The following is a 22,873-nucleotide window of genomic DNA, read 5'->3' as shown; positions in this document are numbered from 1 at the left end:
AAACGCCGTCGTCTAGTACAGCAGCGCGGTGAGGCGGGAGCGGGTGGGCGGCACCCGCGGGTCGTCTTGGCCGATGACCTCGAACATCTCCAGGATGCGCTCGCGGATCAGGTTGCGGCCGGCCGGCTCCTGCGCAGGAAAGAGGGCGAGCAGCCGATCGAAGGCATCCTCGATGTGACCGCCGGAGAGGTCGAGGTCGGCGACCGCGAGCTGCGTTAGCAGGTCGTCGGGCGCGGCCGCGGCGGCTGAGCGGATCTCGGCCATGGTCTTGCCGTGCAACCGGGCCAGGAGGCTCACCTGGGCCAGGCCGGCGACGGCCATCTGGTCCCGGGGGTCCCGCGCCAGCGCGGTCTTGTAGAGAGCGATCGCCGCGTCATAGTCTCCGCGGTCGATGGCGTCGTAGGCCTCTTGGTGCAGCGGCGGCAGCTCGGGTTCTCCGGAGGCCGGCGCCTCCGCTTCGGCGTCGCCGGAGGCCTCCGGGGCGGCGGCCATGGCGGTGACGCCGTGCTGCGCCGCGAGCTCGAAGACCCGGTGCAGAACCTCGCGCACCTGGCCCTCAGGCAGTGCGCCACTGAACAGCTGCACCGGCTGACCGCCGATCACGGCGGCCACGGTCGGGATCGATTGCGCCTGGAAGGCCTGGGTGAGCTGCGGGTTCGAGTCCACGTCGACCTTGGCCAGCACGAACTGGCCGGCGTATTCCAGGACGAGCTTTTCCAGGATCGGCGTGAGCTGCTTGCACGGCTCACACCATTCGGCCCAGAGGTCCACGATGACCGGAACACTCATCGAGAGTTCCAGTATTTCGCCGAAATTCGCATCCGTGCCCTCGAGCACGAGGCTGGGTACCGCGACCGGACCCGCCGCGGGTGTACCGGGCGCGCCCGGCGCCCCCGGCGCCGGCGGTGCGCCCGCGGCCGGCGCCGCCGGACGGTTCACCAGCGTAGACAGGTCGACGGCTCCGCGCAGGTTCATGCCGGACAGGGACGGGGGGATAACACTCATGGAAGCTCCGTTGATGAGATCAGACCCTGGGAGAAACCAAGGAAGACGATTTTTTCGTTCGAACCGGCGGCCGGAACATGGAACAGGAGCTGGTCGCCGTAGGTGCTGGTGATGCCCTTGGCCGTGGCGGTGATGCCGGAGAGGGCCTTGCTGGCACCCTCGGGGCTCACGGTCGCGCCGGCATCCACCGGTTTCACCGTCTCGGTCTCGGTCAGGCTCACGGCGACGATACTGCCGGAGTCGTTGGTCGCCAATGCCACGGTGCGCCCGGTGCCGGCGGCCGCACCGAATTCGATCGACGCCGTCGAGGGCAGGCCGGCCTGGCGTGAGGTCTTCAGTTCGGTGACCTGGGTGCGGAAGCTGTCGCCCTCCGCCTCGAACAGGGCGTAGGAGGGGCTGGCCTCCCCGAGCTGGAGCACGTCGGCGTAGGCCGCGGCGATCTGGTCGGGTGAGAGCAGGAGGAACGTGGAGTCGGGTGCAATGATCGGGGCGCCGATGGTCGCCGGGGCGACCTTGGGAACCGTGGCGGCCGCTTCAAGCTGAATCATGTATTCGACCAGGTAGTCGGCCCGCGGCGACTCCTGTCGCAGCACGAGGGCCGTCGGCGCGGCGGCGGTGTCAGCCTCGTCCTGGAGGACCGTCATGACGACGCGCGGCCAGGTGGAGGACTGCTGCGGCAGCGTGAGCCGGAGGGGTGACGTGGGCAGCGCCGGCAGCGCGGCGATGGCCGGGTCGGCCCCCCGGATCTTGTAGTTCGCCAGTCGCTTCTCCAGTGCCGGGCCGGTGAACCGGGTGGCGAGGGTGTCGGCGTTGAGGTTCGCATCGGCATCCGCGGTCAGCGAGGCGATATCGGTCACGATGCGTTCGAGCTGCGGCACCGTAACGGCGGGCGGCGGCACGTCCTGGGCCGGGCCGGCGGTGTCGGTCGGAGTCGGCGTCCCGCTGGTGGCGGCGTCGGGAGAGGACGTGGCCGGCCAGAAATCGGCCGAGCAACCGCTGAGCATCAAACCGCTGACCAGGATCAGGGGCATGGCGACCATGGACCGGGCGATCGACTTACCGGATCCGTTGATCTGGCTCGGCTTGATGGCCTTCGGACGGGGCACGCGCGGGAGCCGGGGCATCCGTGGCCCGCGGGGCAGATTGCGGCGGGGGCCGCGGGAGCGGCGCAGGTGCAGGAGTGCCAGGAGGTAGATGATCAAGCCGATCAGGCCGACGGCCGCGCCGCCGACGATCAGCGGTCCTGCCCAGGGTGTGGAGTTGTCGGTAGGCCAGGACAGGCTGACATCTGTGGGCGCGGAGGCCGTGCCGTCGGAGGCCACGATCAGGGAGATGCCGTCGGGAACCTTGAGGGTGGTGGTCAGCGTGTTCTCAGCCGTGAACTCCTGCAGCCACAGGTCGGAGCCCTCCGGGTTGGTGACCGTCTCCGACTCAGCCGCGGGGTCCGCCGGCGCCGCAGAGCCGGACTCAGACTCGGCGCCCGATTCGGCCTCCGTAGCCGGATCGATGAGTGTGCTGCTGAGGGCGACCGTGTCCTTGTCCTTGCGGATGTCGACGTATGGTTCGTCTCCGAGCCACGCCTTGACGTCGTCGGTGCGCCCGTAGGCCAGGAAAACCGTGTCGGAACCGCTGACGGTGATCGTCTGGCTTCCCGGCACAGCGTTGAGAGCACTGGACTCGACCACCGCGAAGCGGGCGTCCGCCACGGATGCGCTCAGGCTCACCGAGGCCGGATCGAGAAAGATGGTCCGCTGGGCGATGCCGAGCACAATCATTGCCGCAGCAAGGACGAATGCCACTATGGCAAGAACAAAACGCACGTCAACCCTTCTGTGTCGCCGGCCGCTCATCGCGCACACGGGCGCATTGGACCCGGATGCGGGCCCGATTAGCAACAGACAGGACGTCTTACGATACTGGTTGCCCCTGAGAGGCACCTAATAATCCCTCGGGTTGGGACGCGCCAGTGCCTACTGAACAGACTAAAATTGTGGAGGCTCCCTTCGTCAGTCCGTAAACGGGGGTCAGAGCCCCATTTTGAGGAGACAGCGTGGCGAACGACGAAGCAGACTTCACCCAGGTATTCCGCGGCTACGACCGCGACGAAGTCGACAAGACCATCCAGGGACTGCGCCGCGACCTGATTCAGGCGAATACCCAGGGCACCGAGGCGAAAAAGGAAATCAAACGCCTCACCACCCAGATCGACGATCTGAACGCGGAAATCGAAGAGGTCGGCAGCCCCACGTTCTCCGGCCTCGGCACCAAGCTCGAGAACACCCTGCGCGTGGCGGAAGAGCAGTCGACGAGGGTGATCGCCCAGGCGGACATCGACGCCGAACGGCTGCGCGCCTCCGCAGCGAGCGAAGTGCAGACCCTGCTCCGCGAGGGCAAGGAGCAGGCCGAACGGGCACTGTCGGATGCCGCGGTCAAGGCCGGTCGCATCCTAAATGATGCCGTCGCTGAAGCCGACGACTTACTCGCCCGGGCCCACGAGGACTCCACCACGCTCACCCAGGACGCCGTGCACGAAGCGGCGGCCATCCGCGGAGCGGTGGCCACCGAGGCCGCCGAGCTGCGCGCAACCGTGAAGCGGGAAGTCGCCGCGATCCGCTCGGAAGCGGAGCGCGAGGCCGCCGAGGTTCGCGTGGTGGCCCAGCGGGAGGCGACCGAGGCCCGCGAGGTCGCGGCCGGGCTCACGAGCGAGACCGAGTTGACCCGCTCCGAAGTCGCCCACGAACTCGACCAGCAACGCGCCGACCTGGCCCGGGAAACCGAACAGGCTCGCATCGACCTCGCCGCCGAGACGGAACAGCACCGCATCGACCTGGCCCGGGAAACCGAACAGGCTCGCATCGACCTCGCCCACGAGACCGAGCAGGCCCGCAACCTTCTCGCAATCGAGATCGAGCAGGCGAGAACCGACCTCGAACGGGAGACGCTGCAGCAGCGCGCCGATTTGTCCGTTGAAAGCGAGCAGGCTCAGACCGACCTGGCCCGCGACCTCGAACGCCAGCGCGCCGACCTCAGCCGCGAGGTCGGCAAGGCGCGCGTCGGCCTCGCGGCCGAGATCGAACAGTCACACGCCGACCTCGGTCGGGACAATGAGCAGACCCGCGCCGACTTCACCGCCGAAAGCGAGCAGCTGCGCATCGACCTGGAGAACCATCTGACGGCCACCCGCAAGCGGGGAGAGCACGAAGCCGCCAAGCTCAAGCGCGAGATCGATCAGACCAGGGCCGACCTCGACGTCGAGCTGAAGGCCCGGCGGGACGAAGCGGAGCAGGGCCAGCTGCAGCGCCACCAGGAGGCGGTGGCCCAGACGCAGAAGTTCGTCGCGGATGCCACCAAGCAGCTTGCCGAGACCAACCGGCGCACGGTCGAACTGCGCGCATTGAACGACCAGCTGGACGCCTCCGCCCGCGACGAGGTCAGGGCATCGAAGAAGGTTGCCGAGGAGTCGGCGGAACGTCTGGTGCGGGACGCCGAGACGCGGGCCGCCGCGCTGGCGACCGATGCCGAACTGCGCACGCGCGTGCTCGTGGCCGACGCGGAGGAGCGCCTGTCCCAGATTAGGATTGAGCGTGACGCCGTGGCCGGCTACTTCGAGAGCCTGCGCGGTCTGCTCACGCAGGCGGAAAAGGTCGCCGCCAGCGACGACGACGAGCGCTGACACCAGCCGAGGGGATCTCAGTGAAGATTCAGAATGCTTTTCGCGTCGGACTGATCGGCACCCTGGGCGTCGGCGTCGGCCTGCTCATCATCACGTCGGTGATCACTCTGCAAACGATCATCACCTACATCGGTGCGGCACTGTTCCTCGCGCTCGGGCTCGACCCGGCCGTCTCCTGGCTGGAGAAGAAGAGGTTTCCCCGCTGGGCAGCCATGCTCACGGTGCTTGTTGCCGTGATCGGGGTTTTGACCGGAGTGATCTTCGCCGTCGTGCCGATCATCGTCGTGCAGGTCTCCAACCTCTCCAAGGCCATCCCGGACCTGGTCACCTCGATCAACACCTCCACCTTTCTCGCCGATGTACAGAGGCAGTTTCCGGCTCTCCCGCTGTCGAAAATCACAGAGTCGGTCACCGATTTCGTCGGCGGCAACATCACTAACATCACGAGCACGATCATCCAGTCCGGCCTCGCCATCGTCAGCGGCCTTTTCGGCGCCCTGATCATCCTGATCCTCACGCTGTACTTCACGGCATCGCTGAACAGCATCAAGCAGGCCGTGTACCAGCTGGTACCGGCCTCGAAGCGGGCTCGGTTCGCCGATCTCAGCGAGCAGATCACGACATCCGTCGGCCGATTCGTGATCGGCCAGGGAGCCCTGGCGCTCTGCAACGGCGTGCTCAGCTTCACCTTCCTGTCGATCATCGGCGCGCCGTTCCCGGCGCTGCTCGCGCTGATCGCGTTCCTGTTCTCGCTGGTCCCTCTCGTGGGCACGATCTCCGGGTCGATCATCATCGTGCTGACCTGCCTGATCCCCGGAATCGGCAGCTCGATGTTCACAGCGTTGGTCGCCGCGATCTACTATCTGATCTACATGCAGGTAGAGGCCTACCTGCTCAGCCCCAACATCATGAACCGGGCCGTGTCCGTTCCCGGCGCCGTCGTTGTGGTCGCCGCTCTCGCGGGCGGTAGTCTGCTCGGCATCCTCGGCGCGCTGATCGCCATCCCCGTCGCCGCGGCAACCATCATGATCATCAAGCAGGTCGTGATCCCCCGACAGAACAAACTCTAGGCCGATCGGGTACTAGGCCGACGCAGTCCACTCTGTGGGCAGAGGCGCGGCGGCCGGGTTGACCACGGCGACGATCTCGTCGAGTACGCGGCGGGTGGCGCTCTCCCCCACCCACAGGTGCTTCCCGCCCTCCACGGCGATGAGCCGGGTGTCCGGCACGCTCGCAAAGCGTTCCCGGGCCTCCTCGGGGCGGAGATAGTCGTCGAACTCGGGGATGACGGCCACCAGCCGCGCGTCCCGGCCGGTCCAGGCGGCCAGCTCGGCGTCAGAGGTCCGGTGCAGCGGCGGCGATAGGAGGATGGCACCCCGGATCGGGTGCTCCAGGCCGTACTTAATTGCGAGCTCCGTGCCGAACGACCAGCCGAGCAGCCAGGGATCGGGCAGCCCGCGCTCGGCGACGAACGCCATCGCGGCGGCAACGTCGAGGCGCTCATCGACGCCGTCGCCGAAGCTGCCGCCACTCGTGCCGCGCGGCGAGGTCGTGCCGCGAGTGTTGAAGCGCAGCACCGCCAGGTCGGCTAAGGCCGGCAGCCGCCCGGCAGCCTTGCGCAGGATGTGCGAGTCCATGAAGCCGCCGTGGGTGGGCAGCGGATGCAGCGTCACCAGCGTCGCCACCGGTGCCCGGCTCACGGGTGTGGCCAGTTCGCCGACCAGGGTCAGGCCGTCCGCGGTGTGCAGCTCGATCTGCTCGCGCACGGCCGGTAGCTCGACGCCGCCACGAATTTCCACACTCGAAGTCATGGTTTCTCCCCTGGTGCCGCTTGGGCGGTTATTTGATCTTCCAGCAGTGCGAGTGCCAGTGGCGCCTCGCGGCAAGGTCGGATGCCTCACCCATGACGCCGTCGCCGCGCCAGGCCACCACGTGCGCGGTGCCGGGCGCAACCTCGCGGTGGCAACCGGGGCACACGTACGATTTCACGGCTTGCGGCCCCGGTACGGGTTGCACCGTCCAGAGGCCGTCGCGGCGGGTTTCCGTGCGTCGCCAGCCGGCGCGCATCCGCTCAAGGCCGTCATCAGCGGCTCCCGGACCGGGCTGGCGGCCACGGGGTCGGTTGCTGCGGGCCATTGAACCAGTCTACGTGCGAGCCTGGAAGAACAAGAAGCGCTAGTACCAGCCGACGTCGCCGGAGTGCGCCCAGGCGCCGCAGGGGGTGCCGTAGCGGCCCGAGATGTAGCCGAGGCCCCACTGGATCTGGGTCGCGGGGTTGGTCGCCCAGTCGTCGCCGGCGGTGGCCATCTTGGAGCCCGGCAGTGACTGCGGGATTCCGTAGGCACCGCTGGAGCTGTTCTCCGCATTGACGCGCCAGCCGGACTCCTTGTTCCAGAGCGACACGAGGCAGTTGAACTGATCGTCGCCCCAGCCGCGGGCGGCCACCGCATCGGCGGCTATCGCCTGCGCCGAGCCGGGGTCAGGAACGGCCGCCGACGGAGCCGAACTCGACGCGGACTTGGACGCGACGGGAGCGGCGACGGGAACGGGAACGGGCTTGGGTTTCTCGGTGACGGTGAAACTGTCACGCGTGAAGGTGTTCGAGGCTGCCGCAGCGACCTGGATCTCCTGGGCTGCCTCACCGTTGAATCGGTCGCCGGCAACCTGGAAGTAGGGTGAGGCCGTCGCGCCGGAATACGGGTCGACGACAGTGACGAGCACGAACGCCGCTGCGGCGGTGAAGGCGAAGAGGGGGACGCGCCCGCGCGAGCGGGACCTTCTCATTCTGACCTTGACGGGCCTACCGGCGTGTTCGGATGCAATGGTGTTCAGATGTCTACCCACGATTTCCCGAGCCTATCGGAAATCCGACATAACAGCCAGATAACGGTGCCGATTGACCTCGACACGGCGCGCGGCGCAACTCAACGGACGGCCAGGATCACGTCGACGACGCTGTCCAGCACAACGTCGACCTGGGCTTCCCGGTAACCGCCACGCTGGGGCCGGAACACGGCGCAGCGCACATCTTCCACCGTTATGGGGAGCCCGTCTTCGAAGTACCGGACGAGCTTGTGGGAGAACCGGTCGACATCCGCCCGGCTGTAGCCGACGCTGAGAACGCTCACCCGGTGGAAGCGGTGTCCGTCCTTCCGGCTGAGCCGGTTCACGAGCACCTGAGCGAGGTCATGCACCTCGGCCAGCCACGCCTCGGTGCCCTGCGCCTGCGCCGCACGGTCCCGGTCGCGCGTCGCGAAGGCGTCTTCGAGACGCTCGAGGGCCGCATCCACGTGCGCAGGCGAATATCCGCCCTTGTGCATGCTGAACGCGGTGTGACGGATGTCCTCGGCGGTCAACCCGACGCTGTCGTCGGTGGCGTCATACGCTTTTCGGGCGACAGCGAGGAACTCCTCCACCTGCGGAGCGCTGTAGCCGAGCGTCTTCTTGCCGGTCCGAGGGAAGGTGGAGGTCACCGGAACATTCTGCCTCACTGCCGCGCGCCTGACTAAACCGAGGCCGCTAAGCGAAAATCAGGTAGAGGGCGTACGCGGCTGCGGCCGACGGCAGGATCGAATCCAACCGGTCGAGGAGACCGCCGTGACCAGGCAACCAGGAACTCATGTCCTTGATGCCTAGGTCACGCTTGATCAGGGATTCGGCCAGGTCGCCGAAGGTCGCGCTGAACAAGATGACCACACCGAAGACGAGGCCGAACCACCAGGGCTGGTCGAGCATGAACACTGCGAGCAGCACGCCGATCCCGATACAGGCGACGCCGGCGCCAGCGAACCCTTCCCAGGTCTTCTTCGGGCTGATTGAGGGGACCATGCGGTGCTTGCCGAAGCTGAGGCCGGCGGCGTACGCCGCGGTGTCGGCGGAGATGACCAGCAGCAGGAAGGCGAGGGTCCACCACTGCCCGTCGGGCTGGGCGACCAGGAGCACAGAAAAACTGCCGAGGAAGACGACGTAGGCCTGGATCAGGAAGCCACCACCGATGTCGCCGAGCACCTCCCGGGAGGGAGCGCGGTGGGCGCGCCGGACGAGAAAAGCCAGCCGCCACAAGGCGATCAACCCAATGCCGGCGAGCGTGCCCAGCCACTGGCCGGCCGCGCCGAGGTAGAACGCGGCAGGCACGACGCCCACGGATGCCAGGACGACCGGTACGCGCGGCACGTTGCGTCCGGCGAGACGGAGAGCCTGAGCGAGCTCGAAGGCCGTGAAGCCCACGAACGCGATCGCGCAGACCATGAACAGGTCTTTGATGAAGATGAGGCTGAACAGCATGAACAAGCCAAGCGCGAGCCCGATCAGGGTTGCCAGGATCAGGTTGCGCCCGGTGCGCGCCTGGATGCGTTCCTGAGTCGCATCCAGCTGCGCCCGGGTCGCCAGCATCTGACGTTCGAGATCGGCCTTCTTCGACTGCATCTGGGCCCTGAACTCGGCGCGACTGACACCATGCTCGCGCTTGGCGCGCAGCCCTTCGCGTTCTCCGGAATCGCCTGATTCGTCCGTCATGAGGCTGGATCGTCCTTAGATCTCGAGGAGTTCTGCTTCTTTGCGCTTGAGGGCGTCGTCGATGGCATCCACGTGGGTCTTGGTGATGTGTTCGAGTTCTTTCTCGCCGCGGGCCACGTCGTCGTCTCCCACTTCACTCTTGAGGGCGTCGAGGTCGTCCTTGGCCTTGCGGCGCAGGTTGCGCACCGACACCTTGGCATCTTCGGCCTTGGTGCGCACGATCTTGACGTATTCCTTGCGGCGGTCCGCGGTCAGCTCCGGCAGCGTGGCCCGAATGACGTTGCCATCGTTTCCGAGGTTGGCGCCCAGGTTCGGAGTGTCGCGAATGGCCTGCTCGATGTCTCGCAGGGCGCCCTTGTCGTACGGCCCGATCAGGAGCGTGCGGGCCTCCTGGTTCTGCAGCGAGGCGAGCTGTTCCAGCGGCGTCGGTGTGCCGTAGTAGTTCACCAGGATCTTGGCGAACATCTGCGGGTTCGCACGACCGGTTCTCACGGTCGCGAAGTCGTCTTTGGCAGCTTCCACGGCCTTGTGCATGCGGGCGGTGGCGTCGGACAAAACATCCGTGATCACGATGACTCCTTCTTCGATGGCGTTGTCAAGCTTAGTTGGAGACAAGGGTTCCCAGATCGGCGCCGAGAATGGCGGCCGTCACGTTGCCGTGCGGGGCCATGCCGAACACCTGCATGGGCATTCCGTTGTCCATGCAGAGGCTGAAGGCTGTCGAGTCGACGACCTTGAGGCCGCGCTGCAGGGCCTCCTGGTAGGTGATGTGGTCGATCTTGTGCGCGTCCGGGTTGGTGCGCGGGTCGTCGGAGTAAATCCCGTCGACGCCGTTCTTGGCGACGAGCACGATGTCCGCATCGATTTCCAGGGCACGCTGGGCCGCAACCGTATCGGTGGAGAAATAGGGCAGCCCGGCGCCCGCGCCGAAGATGACCACGCGGCCCTTTTCGAGGTGGCGTTCCGCGCGACGAGGGATGTACGGTTCGGCGACCTGGGTCATCGCGATCGCGGACTGCACCCGTGTCTCGGATCCGGCCTGCTCGAGGAAGTCCTGGAGGGCAAGGGCGTTCATCACGGTGCCGAGCATGCCCATGTAGTCGGCACGGCCGCGGTCCATTCCACGCTGCGACAATTCGGCGCCGCGGAAGAAGTTGCCGCCGCCGACGACGATGGCGATTTCCACCGTCTTGGCCGCCTCGGCGATCTCGCGGGCGAGGGCGCTGATGACGTCGGGATTGACGCCCAGGCTGCCTGCCCCGAAGGCTTCGCCGGAAAGTTTGAGGAGGACCCTGCGCTTCTTGACCGTGTCTGACATTCTGTGCGCTTCTTCCCTCGTGATGCTCTGTGCCGTGCTGTGCCGTGCAGTGTTGTGTTGTGTTGTGTTGTGTTGTGTTGTGTTGGGTTGGGTTGTGTTGTGTTGTGCCGTGCCGTGTTCCGGCGGTGTTCTAAAACTACTGGGTGGGCTGGTGGGTGCCCACACACAGAAGGAGACCGGATTGCGACTGCAACCCGATCTCCTTCACTACGATCAAACGACCGGTTACGCGCCGACCTTGAATCGGGCGAAGCCCGAGACGGTCAGTCCGGCATCAGCCAGAACCTTGCTGACGGACAGCTTGTTGTCCTTGGCATAATCCTGTTCGAGGAGTGCAACCTGCTTGAAGTACGCGGTGACGCGACCCTCGACAATCTTGGGCAGTGCAGCCTCCGGCTTGCCCTCATTCTTCGAGATCTCGGTGACGATCCGGCGTTCGGCCTCAACGAGGTCGGAGGGAACGTCTTCGCGAGCGAGGTACTCGGGGTTCGCGAAGGAGATGTGCTGAGCCACGCTGCGCGCGGTCTCCGCGTCATCTCCGGAGTAACCCAGAACAACGCCGACCTGCGGGGGCAGGTCCTTGCTGGTCTTGTGCAGGTAGATCGCGAACTTCTCACCCGCGACGGATGCGACGCGGCGAAGTTCGAACTTCTCGCCAATGATCGCGGCCTCGCCGTCGATGAGCTGGCCGACGGTCTGACCGTCGACCGGAGCGGCCAGGCCTTCCTCGACCGTGGTGGCCGCGGCAGCGGCGACCGCGTCCAAGACCTTCTCGGCTAGTGCAACGAACTTATCGCCCTTGGCGACGAAGTCGGTCTCGCAGGCGAGTTCGATCAGGGTGGCGGTGTTGCCGATTTCCTTGGCAGCGACGAGTCCCTCGGAGGTGGAACGATCGGCGCGTTTGGCGTTACCCTTCGCACCCTTCATTCGAAGGATTTCGACGGCCTTTTCCATGTCGCCTTCGGCTTCAACGAGGGCGTTCTTGGTGTCGACCATGCCGGTACCGAGGCGCTCGCGCAGCGCTTTGACGTCTGCGAGGCTGATGCTTGCCATGCTTGGTCCTTACTTGGTTTCTTCGGCGGGAGCGTCGGCTGCAACAACGGCTGCGGCTTCGGCTTCTGCGGCTGGGGCTGCGGCGGCTTCCTCGTCGGCAACCGGCGCGGCCACGACGGCCTCTGCGGTCTCGTCGGAGACGGCGACGGCTTCGTCAGCTGCCGGGGCGTTCTCGGCAGGAGCGGCCAGGAGTTCGGCTTCCCACGCGGCGAGAGGCTCGATTTCAGCCTCCGGCTTGGCGTGGCGCTGGATGAGGCCCTCGGCCGCAGCGTCCGCGATGATGCGGGTCAGCAGGCCGACGGAACGAATGGCGTCGTCGTTGCCCGGGATCGGGTACTGGACGTCGTCCGGGTCGCAGTTGGTGTCGAGGATCGCGATGACGGGGATGCCGAGCTTGCGGGCTTCGTCAATGGCGAGGTGCTCCTTGTTGGTGTCCACAACCCACAGCGCCGACGGCGTCTTCGTGAGGTTGCGGATGCCGCCGAGGCTCTTGTGCAGCTTGACGAGCTCGCGCTTCTTGATGAGCATTTCCTTCTTCGTGAAACCGCTCTTGGCGGTGTCCTCGAAGTCGAGCTCTTCAAGCTCTTTCATGCGGGCCAGACGCTTGGAAACGGTCTGGAAGTTGGTGAGGAGGCCGCCGAGCCAGCGCTGGTTGACGTAGGGCTGGCCCACACGGATGGCCTGTTCGGCGATCGATTCCTGCGCCTGCTTCTTCGTTCCGACGAAGAGGATGGTGCCGCCGTGGGCAACCGTCTCCTTGACGAAGTCGTAGGCCTTGTCGACAAACCCGAGCGACTGCTGCAGGTCGATGATGTAGATGCCGGAGCGCTCCGTGAAGATGAAGCGCTTCATCTTCGGGTTCCAACGGCGGGTCTGGTGCCCGAAGTGCACGCCGCTATCGAGCAGCTGGCGGATGGTTACGACGGCCATGAGCCGTTCTCCTTGTCCGGCGCGCGCTGCGATGCAGACGAACGCCAATCGGTTTGTGTCGTGATCGGATGATCACCACTCCTGGTGCCCGGCACAGAACCGCCCCGCATCTGAAAGAAACGAGGACCGAGTGGGTCTGGAGGCCGAATGGGCACGCGTAGTCAGCACGCAAGCGCTGCTCCACAAAGGTTAGCACCCACGGGGGTGCCCCGTGCGCGCGCCGGCACGTGCGGGCGTCCCTCCCCAGGCGGGGTGGTACGGGATCCGGTCACGGATACCGCCCTCGCCGGTTTCGGGCGGGACGGAGGCCGCACGGTGGTGGCATGAATGCCTTCCGTCTGCTCATCGCGGCCGCGCTGCTGCCGCTGTCCTGCCTGTCCATCGTGCGGAGCGACGCGGCGGGTGTGACACCACCCGGGGCGGCGTCGGTCACGGAGACGGCTCCGGAGACGGCTGCGGATACGGCCACCACCGGCACCTGGCACTGGCCGCTGGTTCCGCCGCATCCGGTGCTCCGGGGTTTCCAGGCGCCGGCCACCCAGTATGCGCCGGGCCATCGAGGTCTGGATCTGTCGGCCGAGGCCGGCCGGGAGGTGGTTGCACCGGCCGAGGGTATCGTCTCGTTCGCCGGGGTCGTGGTCGACCGCCCCGTACTCTCGATCGAACATGCCGACGGCCTGGTGTCCAGCATCGAGCCGGTGTCGGCCAGTGTCGCGGTCGGTGACCGGGTCGCGGCAGGGCAACCCGTCGGCCAGGTTGCCGACGGCGGGCACTGCGCTGGGCAGTGCCTGCATCTTGGCGCCCGGTTGAACGGTGGCTATGTGTCACCACTGCTGTATCTGGTCGGCGTTCCTCGCGCGGTGCTGCTGCCGGCACTGCTCCTGAGAGGAGACAGCTGAGGGGCCGGCAGCCGCGAGGTAGTCGCGGAGCAGTCCCGGAAGCCGTCGCCGGGGAGTCAGGCGCGCGGGTGCGCGGTGCGGTAGCTCTGTATAAGGCGTTCGGCCGAGACATGAGTGTAGATCTGGGTGGTGCCGAGGCTGGAGTGGCCGAGCAGCTCCTGCACGGCCCGGAGGTCGGCTCCGCCGTCGAGCAGGTGGGTGGCCGCCGTGTGGCGGAGGGCGTGCGGGCCGGCCGGCCCATTGCCGGGCACATCGGCGAGCAGAGTGGCGACCAGCCGGTAGACCGCCCGCACGCCGAGGCGCTGGCGGCGCGCACCGAGGAACAGCGCGCTCACCGGCGTCGCGGCGTTCTCGGCAGCGGTTCTCGCGGCGTGCGCGCGGTTCTCGGCAGCAGGCCCCGCGGTCCCGGCGGGGGCTGCGGTCTCGGCGGGCGCTGCGGTCTCCGCGGGCGCTGCGGTCTCGGCGGGCGCTGCGGTCTCAACGAGCCGGGGGCGGCCCCGTTCGAGATAGGCGAGGATCGCGTGCTGGGCCGGCACGCCGAAGGGAACGACGCGTTCCTTGGAACCCTTGCCGGTGACCCGCACGGTGAGTCGGTGCAGATCGACGTCGGTGACGTCGAGGCCAACGAGCTCCGAGACCCGCAACCCCGACGCATAGAGCAGTTCCACTATCGCGAGGTCGCGCAGCGCCGCCGGGTCGGGACCGGCGGCACGAAGTTCCAGGTGGGTGAGTAGCTCCTGCATTTGGGTGTGGTTGATCACTCGGGGCAGTGGTCTGCCGGGTTTCGGCGAGCGCAGCCGCACGGCGGGGTCGGTTGCGCTGCCGCCGGTGCGTGCCAGCCAGGCCGTGAAGCTGCGGGCGGAGGCCGACCGCCGGGCAATGGTCGCCCGCGCCAGCCCCGACTGGGTTCCGACCCACAGCCAATCGCGAAGCAGATCGAGGCTCAGCGCCGCCGGGTCGATGACGCTGCGAGTTTCGGCGAAGGCGATCAGTCCCGCCAGGTCGGTGCGGTAGGCGCGCACGGTGTGCACGGAGAAGCCGCGCTCAACGGCCAGGTAGACCACGAAGTCGTCGACAGACGCATCGAGGAGGTGCACCGGCGCGGGAACCGGCGGTGGTACGCGAACGGACTCAGGCATAGTCACCTCGGTCAGACCTGCCGCGAGAAGGCCTCGGTGCGCTCGTCGGGCGTGAGCGCCTCCATCCGGTCGAGGAAGGCCGCGTCGAAGCCGGTCGCTGCCGGAAACTCGCCGAGAGCCACATGCGAGTGCACGATTTGGTCGTCGTAGACATGCACGAGGTTGATCGATTGCCCACCCTGCAGACCGCTGAGCGACCCCTGCGGCGCGGTCGGATCGATCGTATAGCAGGTCGCTGCGGCGACCGACACCGGGATACCCGCGAAGAGTCCGGTCGTCGCGTAGTGCAGGTGTCCGCCCAGGATCGCCCGGATATCGCTGCCGGCCACCACCTCGGCCAGTCGGGGCTGCCCCCGCAGCTCGAGGATGGACATCAGCGGCAACATCGTCGGCACGGGCGGATGATGAAGCGCCAGCAGGGAGCCGTGCGGAGCAGGCTCGCTGAGCACCTCGGCCAGCCACGCCAACTGCGCGCCGGACAGGTCGCCGTGGTGATAGCCCGGAACACTCGTGTCCAGTGCGATGATGCGCACTCCCCCGATGTCGAATACCCGGTCGATCGGCGCCGAGGATCCTTTTTCCCGGAGCAGCTCGGTGCGGAAGGCCTCGCGCTTGTCGTGGTTCCCCATCACCCAGATGACGGGGGCGCCCATCCGTTCGGCCGCGGCCTCGACAATGTCACGCACCCGGCGGTACGCAACGGCTTCACCGCGGTCGGCGATGTCACCGGTGAAGAGCAGCGCGTCGGGCCGGAGACCGGACCGCTCCAACTGCGCCATCGCCTGGTACACGGTGGTGTCCGTGTCGACCGCACCGTAGAGCGCTCGACCTCCGCCGAGGAAGTGGGTGTCGCTGATATGCGCGATGAGGTGGGTGGCTGGAGGGTACTGGCCCAGTTGCACGGCTGACATGACTCACCTTTCGTGGGTGCCGCCCAGACTACGGCCTGCCCCCGACGTCGGCCTGTCGTCGCGCAAATTCACCCTTCGGTGGGATTCGCGCGAGCCCACTATTGGGGGGACCCGCAGCCCCGTTCTGGGGGCTCATCCGGCCTAACGGCGCACACGAGACCGCCCTAGCTTTCAGCACGTGTCCTCACAGATGAGGACTGTCGAGACCCGAAATCGATAGAAGGGCATCACATGACCAAGAAGACCACACCCGAGGCAACCGCCGGCACCGCCAAGCAACTGCGGGTGAGGAGCATCGCGCTCGTCGCGGCCGCGATGCTCCTGGTCGGCGGAGGCGGAGCGTACGCCTACTGGTCGACGACCGGCTCCGGCACCGGTGCGGCGGCCAACGCCAAGTCCAACGGCTCGCTGGTGCTGAGCGCCCACCTGGCCGACGGTCTGACCCCGGGCGCCTCCGTGCCGGTGACGTACTCCGCAAAAAATGCGGGCACGTCCAGCCTCAAGGTCGCAACCATCTCCCAGACCGGAAGCACCGACGCCCCGGGGTGTGTCTTCGCCGACAACTTCACGATCGCCCCGTCCGTCGTCTCCGACACGCGCGTGATGGGCACACCCAGGAGCCAGACCGCCGTCGATGTGACCATCACGGGAACCTCGACGCTCATGTTCCTTGACACCGCTGACGACCAGGACGCCTGCAAGGGCGCCACCGTCACGCTGACGCTCAAGTCCAACTAGCTCGATCACAGGTGGGCAGACTCTCTCCGAGCCTGCCCACCTGTGCGATTTTCATTTTGGTACATCAGAGTCCTTGAACATTCATGCTCGTTCGACAGCTGTGAGAGGTTGACGTGACTTCCCTCCGTCCCCACCGTTCCGCATCCGGAAACACCCGCCTCTCATTCTTCGGCCTCACCGCCGCCGTGACCCTTGCCGTGTTGGTCGTGTCCGTAACCGGTGGCGCCTCCGCGTATTACACCGCCCCCGGGTTCGGCTCCGGCTCGGCAGCCCTTGGCACGCTGCTTCCGCCCACCGACGTGCTCGTTCCCGCGACGAGCGCCGGCACCGTGAGCCTGCGCTGGACGGCATCCGTCGGCACGCCCGCGCCGACCGGCTACTACGCCACCCGCACCAAGACCGGCACCGGCACGCCGACCCCGGCCTGCGGCACCAGCCCGACCATCATCGTGGCCACCGCGTTTTGCGACGACCTGCTCGTTCTGACCGGCGACTATACCTACACGGTCACCGCCGTCTACAACGGCTGGACCGCGGCGAGCGCCCCCAGTGGCAGCGTGACGATCTCGAATCCGACGAAAGTCGCGTTCCAGGCCCAACCGTCCGACGCGACCAGCGGCGCCGTCTTCACTGCCCAGCCCAGCGTCGCGATCCAGAATGCCGCCGGAGAGACCGTGCCCACCAGTACCAGCCCGGTCACCCTGGCAATCACCGGGTCGCCCGCCGGAGCGAACCTCACCTGCGACCAGAATCCGCTGCCAGCCGGATCCGGCATCGCGGTCTTCTCCGGCTGCCAGATCGACAGGGCCGGCACGTACACACTCACCGCGACCGCGAACGGGCTCACCGCCGCCACAAGCGGCAGCATCACCATCGCCGCCGGCAGCGCCACGCAGCTCGTGTTCGCAACGCAACCTTCCAGCAGCACCGGCGGGATGGTATTCCCCACCCAGCCTGTGGTCACGGTGCTGGACGCGTTCGGAAATACCGTCACCGTCAGCAACGCGTTCATAACCCTCAGCATCACGACGCCCGGCGGCGCCAGGCTCACGTGCCCAACCAACCCGCTGGCGGCAGCATCCGGTGTCGCGGCCTTCACCGGCTGCGCCGTCGACAGGGCCGGCACCTATACGCTCACCGCGGCCTCCGGTGCCCTGACCGCCGCCACGAGCACCGCCCTGACCGTTTCCGTGGGCTCCGCGAAGAAACTGTCCTTCACCCAACCTGCCGTTGACTTCTCCGCCACCAGCCAGACCACGTTCGCCGCGCCCGTCCAACCGGTTGTCACCGTTCAGGACGCCGGCGGAAACACCATCACCGACAGCACCGCAACAATCAGCCTCGGCCTCACCTCACCCGCCGGGGCCAGCCTGACCTGCGCCGCGAACGCCCGGGCTGCCGTCTCAGGCATCGCCACCTTCGCCGGCTGCCAGATCGACAAGGCCGGCAGCTACACGCTCACCGCCACCTCGGCCGGGCTCGCCGACGCCACGAGCAACGGCATCAACGTCACCGCCGGGCCCCCTAAGAGACTCGCCTTCACCGCACAGCCCGCCAATAGCAGTAGCGGCGGAACCCCGTTCTCAACCCAACCTGTCATTGCCGTGCAGGATGCGTTCGGAAACACCGTCACCACCAGCACTGCCCCCATCAGCCTCAGCCTCACGACTCAGGCAGGCGCCGCGTTGTCCTGCACCTCAGGCAACCCGCTCGCGGCCGCGTCCGGTGTCGCGGCCTTCACCGGTTGCCGGATCGACAAACCCGGCAGCTACACACTCACGGCGGCCTCAGGGACCTGGATGGCCGAGTCCAGCAGCCTCACCATATCGGTCGGCTCCGTAGCGAAACTAGCCATCGCCTTCCCGACCAGCACTGCCATCAGTCAGAGTGCCTTCTCCACCCAACCGGTTGTCACGGTGCAGGATGCCGGTGGCAACACCGTCACGAACAGCACCGCAGCCGTGACATTGAGCCTCACCAACGCACCCGTCGGGGCCACCCTGTCCGCGTGTGCTTCCGCCAGCACCGCCGGCGTCACGACCTTCACCGGTTGTCGGATCGACAAGGCCGGCACCTACACACTGACGGCCGTCGTGGCAGGCCCCATCACGGCCACGAGCAACACCATCACGATCTCGGCCGGGGCCGCGTCCAAACTCGCTTTCACCGGAACATTCCCTCAGAAGAGCCATAAGAGGAACGACTTCTTCGTGCCTCAGCCGGAAATCACGATCCAGGATGCCTTCGGCAACACAGCGAACGCCGCTGTAAGCGTCACGCTCTCTGCGAGTCCACCGTCCAACAGATCCGGCACGCTGTCGTGCGCGGCGACAACCAGGACTTCTCTCAACGGTGTTGCTACGTTCAGTGGCTGCCAGGTCAGTTACCAAGGCAATCAAGCGGGCCTGTACACGTTCACGGCGGAAGCTTCGGGGCTTGTGAGCGCCTCCGTCATCGTCACGATCGTCCAGTAATCAGGAAGTAATCAGGAGTCTTCCAGTGATCATGGATGACAACGACGGGGCCACGGTCGACGTGCTCATACGCCGAAAGGACGGGGACGACCAGGGGGGTGGTCGGGTGAACGGCGAACCGTTACCGGCCGCGCACCCAGCCGGTCTCCTTCTCCCGAACCACCCCCTCCAGGTCGAGGGCGCCGAGGGACCCCTGCACCGTTGACATCGACAGTCCGGCCCGACGGGCGATGTCGGTCACGCTGCGCGCCGCCCGCGTGCTCAGAGCGTCGAACACGCGCACCTGCTCGCTCGTGCGGCCGCCGAACCCGGCCGTGTCTCCGTCGGCGGGCGGCAGGTCGAGGGTGAGGCTCAGCATCCGTTCGCCCACCAGTTCGGCCATCTCCGCGGCTGTGCTGACGCAAACGGCGTCATACTCGCGGATCAGCCGATGGCAGCCGGCCGACGTCGGCGAGGTCACCGGGCCCGGAACGGCCCCGAGCGGCCGGCCGAGAGCGGCGGCATGCCCGGCAGTGTTGAGCGAACCCGAGCGCCAGCCGGCCTCGAGCACGACCGTGGCCGCGCTGGCGGCGGCGATCAACCGGTTGCGTTGCAGGAACCTCCATTTGGTGGGCGCGGCCCCGCAGGGCAGTTCGGAAATGATCGCCCCCATCGTGGCGATGCGGCTCAGCAGGGCGTCGTGGCCGCTCGGATAGTAGCGGTCCACTCCCCCGGCGAGGAACGCGACGGTCAGCCCCGAGCTGGCCAGTGCCGCCCGGTGCGCCATGCCGTCAATGCCGTACGCCGCCCCGGAGACGATGAGGAAGCCGCGGTCGACGAGCCCGGCGGAGGCCTCCATCGTCACATGCTCGCCGTAGCCGGTGGCCGCGCGGGCACCCACCAGGGCGATCGAGTTGGACAGCGCGGTCAGAGCGGTCGGGATGCCCCGCCACCAGAGTGCGATCGGCGCGTGGACTGCCAGGTCGTCGACGCCTCTCGGCCAATGTGCATCAGTGGGCACCAGGAGCCCGGCGGACGCGCGCGCCGCCTGCTGCAGGGAACGGATCACCTCGGCCGAGGATAACCGCGGCCGCCAGCGTTGCAGGGCCTGCTCCAGTAGGGCCTGCAGGTCGTCGGTCAGTGGCAACCCCGTTGCGGCCAGCGCGCCCGCGAGCCGGGCCCCGGTCCACAGGTCGAGGACGGCACTGAGTGCCGGCCCGGCCCCCAGCCCCTGCACGAGCAGTCCGGCGGCGCCGTCGCCCGGCTCCGAGATACCGGTCCACGCGGCGCGCGCGAACACATCGGCGGCGGCCGCGGCATCCGTCGGGCCAGACCCGGCGGATGCCCGCACGCCCCCGGTCAGCGCAACCACCGTGGATTCCTCCAGCCCAAACAGCATCATGACGTCATTCCCTTCCGCAGGTACAAGGCCTGCCCTACCTGTTCAATGCCGGGCCGGGACACGCCCTCGAGGTCGGCGATGGACCAGGCCACCCGCAGTACACGGTCATATCCGCGCATGGTGATGCCTCCGCGTTCAAGCGCCCGGTCAAGGATGGCCGTGGCCGCTCTGCCCAGCCGGGCCTGGGGGCCGCGCAGCCAGGGGCCGGGCACATCGGAGTTCAGCGTCCACGGCGTGCCGGCGAGGCGCTGGGCCGCGGCGGCTCGGGCCTCGATCACCCGTCCGCGGGCGACGGCGCTCGCCAGTCGGGGCGTCTCGGTGGCCAGCCGCAGCTGGGCGGCAGTGATGCGCTGCACCCGCAGCTGAATGTCGATACGGTCCAGCAGCGGTCCCGAAATGCGCGCCAAGTACCGTCGTCGGGAGCTCGGCGGGCAGGTGCAGTCCAGGTCAGGGGCGCCGTACTGCCCGCAGGGGCACGGGTTGGCCGCCATCACCAGCTGGAAGCGGGCCGGGAAGTGGGAGACCGCGTTGGCGCGGTGAATGCTGATCACCCCGGATTCCAGCGGCTGCCGGAGCGCGTCAAGCACCGCCGAGGCGAATTCGGGAGCCTCATCGAGGAAGAGCACCCCGTGCGAGGCGCGCGCCGCCGCGCCAGGCCGGATCTGCCCGCTGCCGCCGCCGACCATGGCCGCCGCCGTCGCCGTGTGGTGCGGGGCCTCAAGCGGCGGGCGGGTGATCAGGGCGCGCCCGACGGCGCGGCCGCTGAGCGACCGCATGGAGCTGACCTCGAGGGAGGCCTCAGCGTCGAGGTCGGGCAGCAGTCCGGGCAGCCGGGCCGCCAGCATGGTCTTGCCGGCGCCGGGCGGCCCCACCATGAAGACGTGGTGACCGCCGGCCGCCGCGATCTGCAACGCCAGGATCGCATCGTCATTGCCGATGATGTCGACCAGGTCGGGTTCGGCCGTCTCCGCCGCGGCGTCGCCGGGAACGAGGATGGGGTCAACCGGGATCGGTTCGAGTTCGGCGCCATGCCAGATGGCGGCGTCCCGCAGGGAGGCGACACCGATCACCCGCACGCCCGGCACGAGGGACGCCTCATCGACGTTGCCGGCGGGCACCATCACCGTGCCGTGGCCAAGCCGGGAGGCCGCGATCACCGCCGGGAGCATGCCCGGCGTCGGCCGCAGCCGTCCGTCGAGGGCCAGCTCGCCGATGTGCACCACCCGGCCCACCGACGCGGCCGAGACCACCTGGTCGGCCCCGAGGCAGGCCAGCGCGATGGCCAGGTCGAAGCCCGACCCGTGCTTCGGCAACGACGCCGGGGAGAGGTTGATGGTGAGCTTGTTGCGGGTGAGCGGACAGCCCGAGTTCTTCGCCGCCGCCCGCACCCGCTCGGTGGCCTCCGACAGGGCCGCATCGGGCAGCCCGATCAGGATGATACCCGGCAGCTGCCCGGAGATGTCGGCCTCCACCTCGACCAGTGCCCCGGTCATCCCGGCCAGGGCCACCGCATGCGTGCGGGCGAGCCCCATCAGAACACGCCCATCAAGTGCTCGATCACGGGCTCGGTGCCGGGACGGATGATCACGGCGATGGCGTCGACACGGATGCGGGCGGGCCGGGCATCCGCCTGTTCGCACCACGCCGCCGCGAGGCGACGCAGCCGGGCGAGCTTGGCGACAGTGATGGCCTCGAACGGATGCCCGAAGCGGGTTCCCGAACGCGTCTTCACCTCGACGAAGACGACCTCTCCCCCGAGCTCGGCGACCAGGTCGATCTCACCCTGCCCACAGCGCCAGTTGCGCTCCACGACCCGGTAACCGGCGGCGGCGAGGAAGAGGGCGGCGCACTCCTCGCCCTGCCTGCCCAGTTCGTCTTTGCGTGCCACGAGCACCTCCGCCCCCAGCGTGCCGGGTAGGCGCTCCCGGCACTCGCGGGGTCGACAAGCTGTGCGGTCGGCGGCGCGGCCGCGTCTGGGGAGGACCACCCCCGGCCCGGCGGTCCGTCTGTGCTGACCAGCGTCCACGCGGTGCAATCAGCTCTGCCGTTCCGGGAGCGACACAACCAATCGATCAGGACTCGCTCAGCTACAGCCCCAGCGCGGCGAGCGCCGCGTCCATCTGCTCGGCGACGGCTGCGTAGCCGGCGTCATTGGGGTGCAGGCCGTCGTCGGCCATCCACTCGGGGTGCCCGTCGAGCCAGTAGGAGGCGCCGGAGATGTAGTCTGCGTCGGCGCCGAGCGCGGCCGCCTGAACCCAGCCGATGATCTGCTCCACGGAGTCCGGGCGCTCCTCGGTGTACCAGAACGGCTCCACGACGATGAGGCGCGCCTCTGGCAGGGCCGCCCGGATCATCTCGAAGTCGCGGGTGATCGCCGCCTCGATCTCGTCGGCGCGGGACGGCATCGAGAAGTTGTCGTTGAGCCCCATGGTGCTGATCACGATGTCCGGCCTGGCAGCGATGACCTGGTCGATCAGATCATCCCCCCGCCGCTGGTTCACGAAGCCGAGGCCGTTGCGGCTCGGGTTGACCTCGGTCCAGTCGCGCTCGGCCGAGACGATGGTCGACCAACGTTTGTCCGCGGCCGAGCCGCCGGTGCCGCGCGTGTAGGAGTCGCCGTAGAAGGCGACCACGGTCTCGCCGGGGCCGCGGGCCGCGGGGCCCGGGTCGGCCTTGCCCAGGCCGCGGCCCAGGACGCCGCTCTGGGCGAGCATTGCCAGGGCCACCGCCCCCGCGAGCAGCACGGCGGCGGCGATCCACACGGTGATCCAGAAGGCAGGGCGTCGTCGAGGGGTCATGACACTGATTCGGAGCCGGGCACCGGCAGGGTTGGCGGA

Annotated in this window: 22 protein-coding genes; 5 read left to right on the top strand and 17 right to left on the bottom strand. The window is 67.9% G+C overall.

What is annotated here, in order from left to right; all coding sequences use genetic code 11:
• Positions 1 to 12 precede the first annotated feature (12 nt).
• On the bottom strand, positions 13 to 1,005 hold the full coding sequence (locus CXY81_RS13835) for a tetratricopeptide repeat protein (protein WP_104195180.1): 993 nt from the start codon (positions 1,003 to 1,005) through the stop codon (positions 13 to 15).
• Complete coding sequence (locus tag CXY81_RS13830) at positions 1,002 to 2,804, bottom strand: hypothetical protein (protein ID WP_233194176.1); 1,803 nt, start codon at positions 2,802 to 2,804, stop codon at positions 1,002 to 1,004. Before CXY81_RS13830 ends, CXY81_RS13835 begins: the two co-directional genes overlap by 4 nt.
• 251 nt (positions 2,805 to 3,055) lie before the next feature.
• Here CXY81_RS13830 and CXY81_RS13825 point away from each other — a divergent pair, with 251 nt between their 5' ends.
• On the top strand, positions 3,056 to 4,678 hold the full coding sequence (locus tag CXY81_RS13825) for a hypothetical protein (protein ID WP_104195178.1): 1,623 nt from the start codon (positions 3,056 to 3,058) through the stop codon (positions 4,676 to 4,678).
• Positions 4,679 to 4,698: 20 nt separating this feature from the next.
• Positions 4,699 to 5,748 (top strand): AI-2E family transporter, encoded by a 1,050-nt coding sequence (locus CXY81_RS13820; protein WP_104169876.1) that lies wholly within the window; start codon positions 4,699 to 4,701, stop codon positions 5,746 to 5,748.
• Between the two features lie 12 nt (positions 5,749 to 5,760).
• Here CXY81_RS13820 and CXY81_RS13815 read toward each other — a convergent pair whose 3' ends face one another.
• The 9 genes from CXY81_RS13815 to rpsB all read right to left on the bottom strand — a co-directional run bounded on the left by CXY81_RS13815 (position 5,761) and on the right by rpsB (position 12,494).
• Positions 5,761 to 6,489 carry an alpha/beta hydrolase gene (locus CXY81_RS13815; RefSeq protein WP_104195177.1) on the bottom strand — a complete coding sequence of 243 codons (729 nt, stop codon included), beginning with the start codon at positions 6,487 to 6,489 and terminating at the stop codon, positions 5,761 to 5,763.
• Positions 6,490 to 6,517: 28 nt separating this feature from the next.
• Positions 6,518 to 6,814 carry a hypothetical protein gene (locus CXY81_RS13810; protein ID WP_104169874.1) on the bottom strand — a complete coding sequence of 99 codons (297 nt, stop codon included), beginning with the start codon at positions 6,812 to 6,814 and terminating at the stop codon, positions 6,518 to 6,520.
• Between the two features lie 39 nt (positions 6,815 to 6,853).
• The gene (locus CXY81_RS13805; RefSeq protein ID WP_233194175.1) at positions 6,854 to 7,462 is read right to left on the bottom strand and encodes a lytic transglycosylase domain-containing protein; all 609 of its coding nucleotides are present in this window, start codon (positions 7,460 to 7,462) and stop codon (positions 6,854 to 6,856) included.
• 140 nt (positions 7,463 to 7,602) lie between these two features.
• Complete coding sequence (locus CXY81_RS13800) at positions 7,603 to 8,151, bottom strand: DivIVA domain-containing protein (RefSeq protein WP_104103179.1); 549 nt, start codon at positions 8,149 to 8,151, stop codon at positions 7,603 to 7,605.
• A gap of 46 nt (positions 8,152 to 8,197) precedes the next feature.
• Positions 8,198 to 9,193, bottom strand: a complete 996-nt coding sequence (locus CXY81_RS13795; RefSeq protein WP_233194174.1) for a phosphatidate cytidylyltransferase — start codon at positions 9,191 to 9,193, stop codon at positions 8,198 to 8,200.
• A gap of 15 nt (positions 9,194 to 9,208) precedes the next feature.
• Entirely contained in the window at positions 9,209 to 9,763 is a 555-nt protein-coding gene (gene frr, locus CXY81_RS13790) for a ribosome recycling factor (RefSeq protein WP_104103176.1), read from the bottom strand.
• 31 nt (positions 9,764 to 9,794) lie between these two features.
• The gene (gene pyrH, locus CXY81_RS13785) at positions 9,795 to 10,511 is read right to left on the bottom strand and encodes a UMP kinase (RefSeq protein WP_104103173.1); all 717 of its coding nucleotides are present in this window, start codon (positions 10,509 to 10,511) and stop codon (positions 9,795 to 9,797) included.
• A 225-nt stretch (positions 10,512 to 10,736) separates the two neighbouring features.
• Entirely contained in the window at positions 10,737 to 11,564 is an 828-nt protein-coding gene (gene tsf / locus CXY81_RS13780; RefSeq protein WP_104195176.1) for a translation elongation factor Ts, read from the bottom strand.
• Positions 11,565 to 11,573: 9 nt separating this feature from the next.
• Entirely contained in the window at positions 11,574 to 12,494 is a 921-nt protein-coding gene (gene rpsB / locus CXY81_RS13775) for a 30S ribosomal protein S2 (RefSeq protein ID WP_104103167.1), read from the bottom strand.
• A gap of 323 nt (positions 12,495 to 12,817) precedes the next feature.
• Between rpsB and CXY81_RS13770 the strand changes: the two genes are divergently transcribed.
• Positions 12,818 to 13,393, top strand: a complete 576-nt coding sequence (locus CXY81_RS13770) for a M23 family metallopeptidase (RefSeq protein ID WP_104195175.1) — start codon at positions 12,818 to 12,820, stop codon at positions 13,391 to 13,393.
• A gap of 56 nt (positions 13,394 to 13,449) precedes the next feature.
• On the opposite strand, the gene CXY81_RS13765 is transcribed toward CXY81_RS13770, so the two are convergent.
• Positions 13,450 to 14,532: a tyrosine-type recombinase/integrase gene (locus tag CXY81_RS13765; protein ID WP_104195174.1), complete on the bottom strand. Its 1,083-nt coding sequence runs from the start codon at positions 14,530 to 14,532 to the stop codon at positions 13,450 to 13,452.
• 11 nt (positions 14,533 to 14,543) lie between these two features.
• Positions 14,544 to 15,443, bottom strand: coding sequence for a phosphodiesterase (locus CXY81_RS13760; RefSeq protein ID WP_104195173.1), 900 nt, complete (start codon positions 15,441 to 15,443; stop codon positions 14,544 to 14,546).
• Positions 15,444 to 15,674: 231 nt separating this feature from the next.
• On the opposite strand from CXY81_RS13760, the gene CXY81_RS13755 reads away from it, so the two are divergent.
• Together CXY81_RS13755 and CXY81_RS13750 are read left to right on the top strand one after the other, a co-directional pair.
• On the top strand, positions 15,675 to 16,181 hold the full coding sequence (locus tag CXY81_RS13755; protein WP_104169866.1) for a hypothetical protein: 507 nt from the start codon (positions 15,675 to 15,677) through the stop codon (positions 16,179 to 16,181).
• Between the two features lie 113 nt (positions 16,182 to 16,294).
• On the top strand, positions 16,295 to 18,655 hold the full coding sequence (locus tag CXY81_RS13750; protein ID WP_104195172.1) for a hypothetical protein: 2,361 nt from the start codon (positions 16,295 to 16,297) through the stop codon (positions 18,653 to 18,655).
• 121 nt (positions 18,656 to 18,776) lie between these two features.
• Here CXY81_RS13750 and dprA read toward each other — a convergent pair whose 3' ends face one another.
• The 4 genes from dprA to CXY81_RS13730 form a co-directional block, all read right to left on the bottom strand.
• Entirely contained in the window at positions 18,777 to 20,036 is a 1,260-nt protein-coding gene (dprA, locus tag CXY81_RS13745; RefSeq protein WP_104169864.1) for a DNA-processing protein DprA, read from the bottom strand.
• On the bottom strand, positions 20,033 to 21,568 hold the full coding sequence (locus tag CXY81_RS13740; protein WP_104195171.1) for a YifB family Mg chelatase-like AAA ATPase: 1,536 nt from the start codon (positions 21,566 to 21,568) through the stop codon (positions 20,033 to 20,035). The genes dprA and CXY81_RS13740 overlap by 4 nt, the downstream gene beginning before the upstream one ends.
• Positions 21,568 to 21,924 carry a YraN family protein gene (locus CXY81_RS13735; RefSeq protein ID WP_104195253.1) on the bottom strand — a complete coding sequence of 119 codons (357 nt, stop codon included), beginning with the start codon at positions 21,922 to 21,924 and terminating at the stop codon, positions 21,568 to 21,570. The genes CXY81_RS13740 and CXY81_RS13735 overlap by 1 nt, the downstream gene beginning before the upstream one ends.
• A 199-nt stretch (positions 21,925 to 22,123) precedes the next feature.
• Positions 22,124 to 22,834: an SGNH/GDSL hydrolase family protein gene (locus CXY81_RS13730; RefSeq protein WP_166786652.1), complete on the bottom strand. Its 711-nt coding sequence runs from the start codon at positions 22,832 to 22,834 to the stop codon at positions 22,124 to 22,126.
• Between the last annotated feature and the right edge of the window lie 39 nt (positions 22,835 to 22,873).

The sequence above is a fragment of the Cryobacterium sp. M25 genome, from assembly GCF_002929635.1.
Classification (GTDB): Bacteria; Actinomycetota; Actinomycetes; order Actinomycetales; family Microbacteriaceae; genus Cryobacterium; species Cryobacterium sandaracinum.
Note: the sequence above shows the minus strand (reverse complement) of the source record. Positions and strands in the feature narration are given on the sequence as shown.

Bases quoted from the DNA above. Each gene is read 5' to 3' on its own strand.
- CXY81_RS13835 (WP_104195180.1), bottom strand. From the start codon at position 1,005: ATGAGTGTTATCCCCCCGTCCCTGTCCGGCATGAACCTGCGCGGAGCC.
- CXY81_RS13815 (WP_104195177.1), bottom strand. From the start codon at position 6,489: ATGACTTCGAGTGTGGAAATTCGTGGCGGCGTCGAGCTACCGGCCGTG.
- CXY81_RS13810 (WP_104169874.1), bottom strand. From the start codon at position 6,814: ATGGCCCGCAGCAACCGACCCCGTGGCCGCCAGCCCGGTCCGGGAGCC.
- CXY81_RS13805 (WP_233194175.1), bottom strand. From the start codon at position 7,462: ATGAGAAGGTCCCGCTCGCGCGGGCGCGTCCCCCTCTTCGCCTTCACC.
- CXY81_RS13795 (WP_233194174.1), bottom strand. From the start codon at position 9,193: ATGACGGACGAATCAGGCGATTCCGGAGAACGCGAAGGGCTGCGCGCC.
- pyrH (WP_104103173.1), bottom strand. From the start codon at position 10,511: ATGTCAGACACGGTCAAGAAGCGCAGGGTCCTCCTCAAACTTTCCGGC.
- tsf (WP_104195176.1), bottom strand. From the start codon at position 11,564: ATGGCAAGCATCAGCCTCGCAGACGTCAAAGCGCTGCGCGAGCGCCTC.
- rpsB (WP_104103167.1), bottom strand. From the start codon at position 12,494: ATGGCCGTCGTAACCATCCGCCAGCTGCTCGATAGCGGCGTGCACTTC.
- CXY81_RS13770 (WP_104195175.1), top strand. From the start codon at position 12,818: ATGAATGCCTTCCGTCTGCTCATCGCGGCCGCGCTGCTGCCGCTGTCC.
- CXY81_RS13765 (WP_104195174.1), bottom strand. From the start codon at position 14,532: ATGCCTGAGTCCGTTCGCGTACCACCGCCGGTTCCCGCGCCGGTGCAC.
- CXY81_RS13760 (WP_104195173.1), bottom strand. From the start codon at position 15,443: ATGTCAGCCGTGCAACTGGGCCAGTACCCTCCAGCCACCCACCTCATC.
- CXY81_RS13755 (WP_104169866.1), top strand. From the start codon at position 15,675: ATGACCAAGAAGACCACACCCGAGGCAACCGCCGGCACCGCCAAGCAA.
- dprA (WP_104169864.1), bottom strand. From the start codon at position 20,036: ATGATGCTGTTTGGGCTGGAGGAATCCACGGTGGTTGCGCTGACCGGG.
- CXY81_RS13740 (WP_104195171.1), bottom strand. From the start codon at position 21,568: ATGGGGCTCGCCCGCACGCATGCGGTGGCCCTGGCCGGGATGACCGGG.
- CXY81_RS13730 (WP_166786652.1), bottom strand. From the start codon at position 22,834: ATGACCCCTCGACGACGCCCTGCCTTCTGGATCACCGTGTGGATCGCC.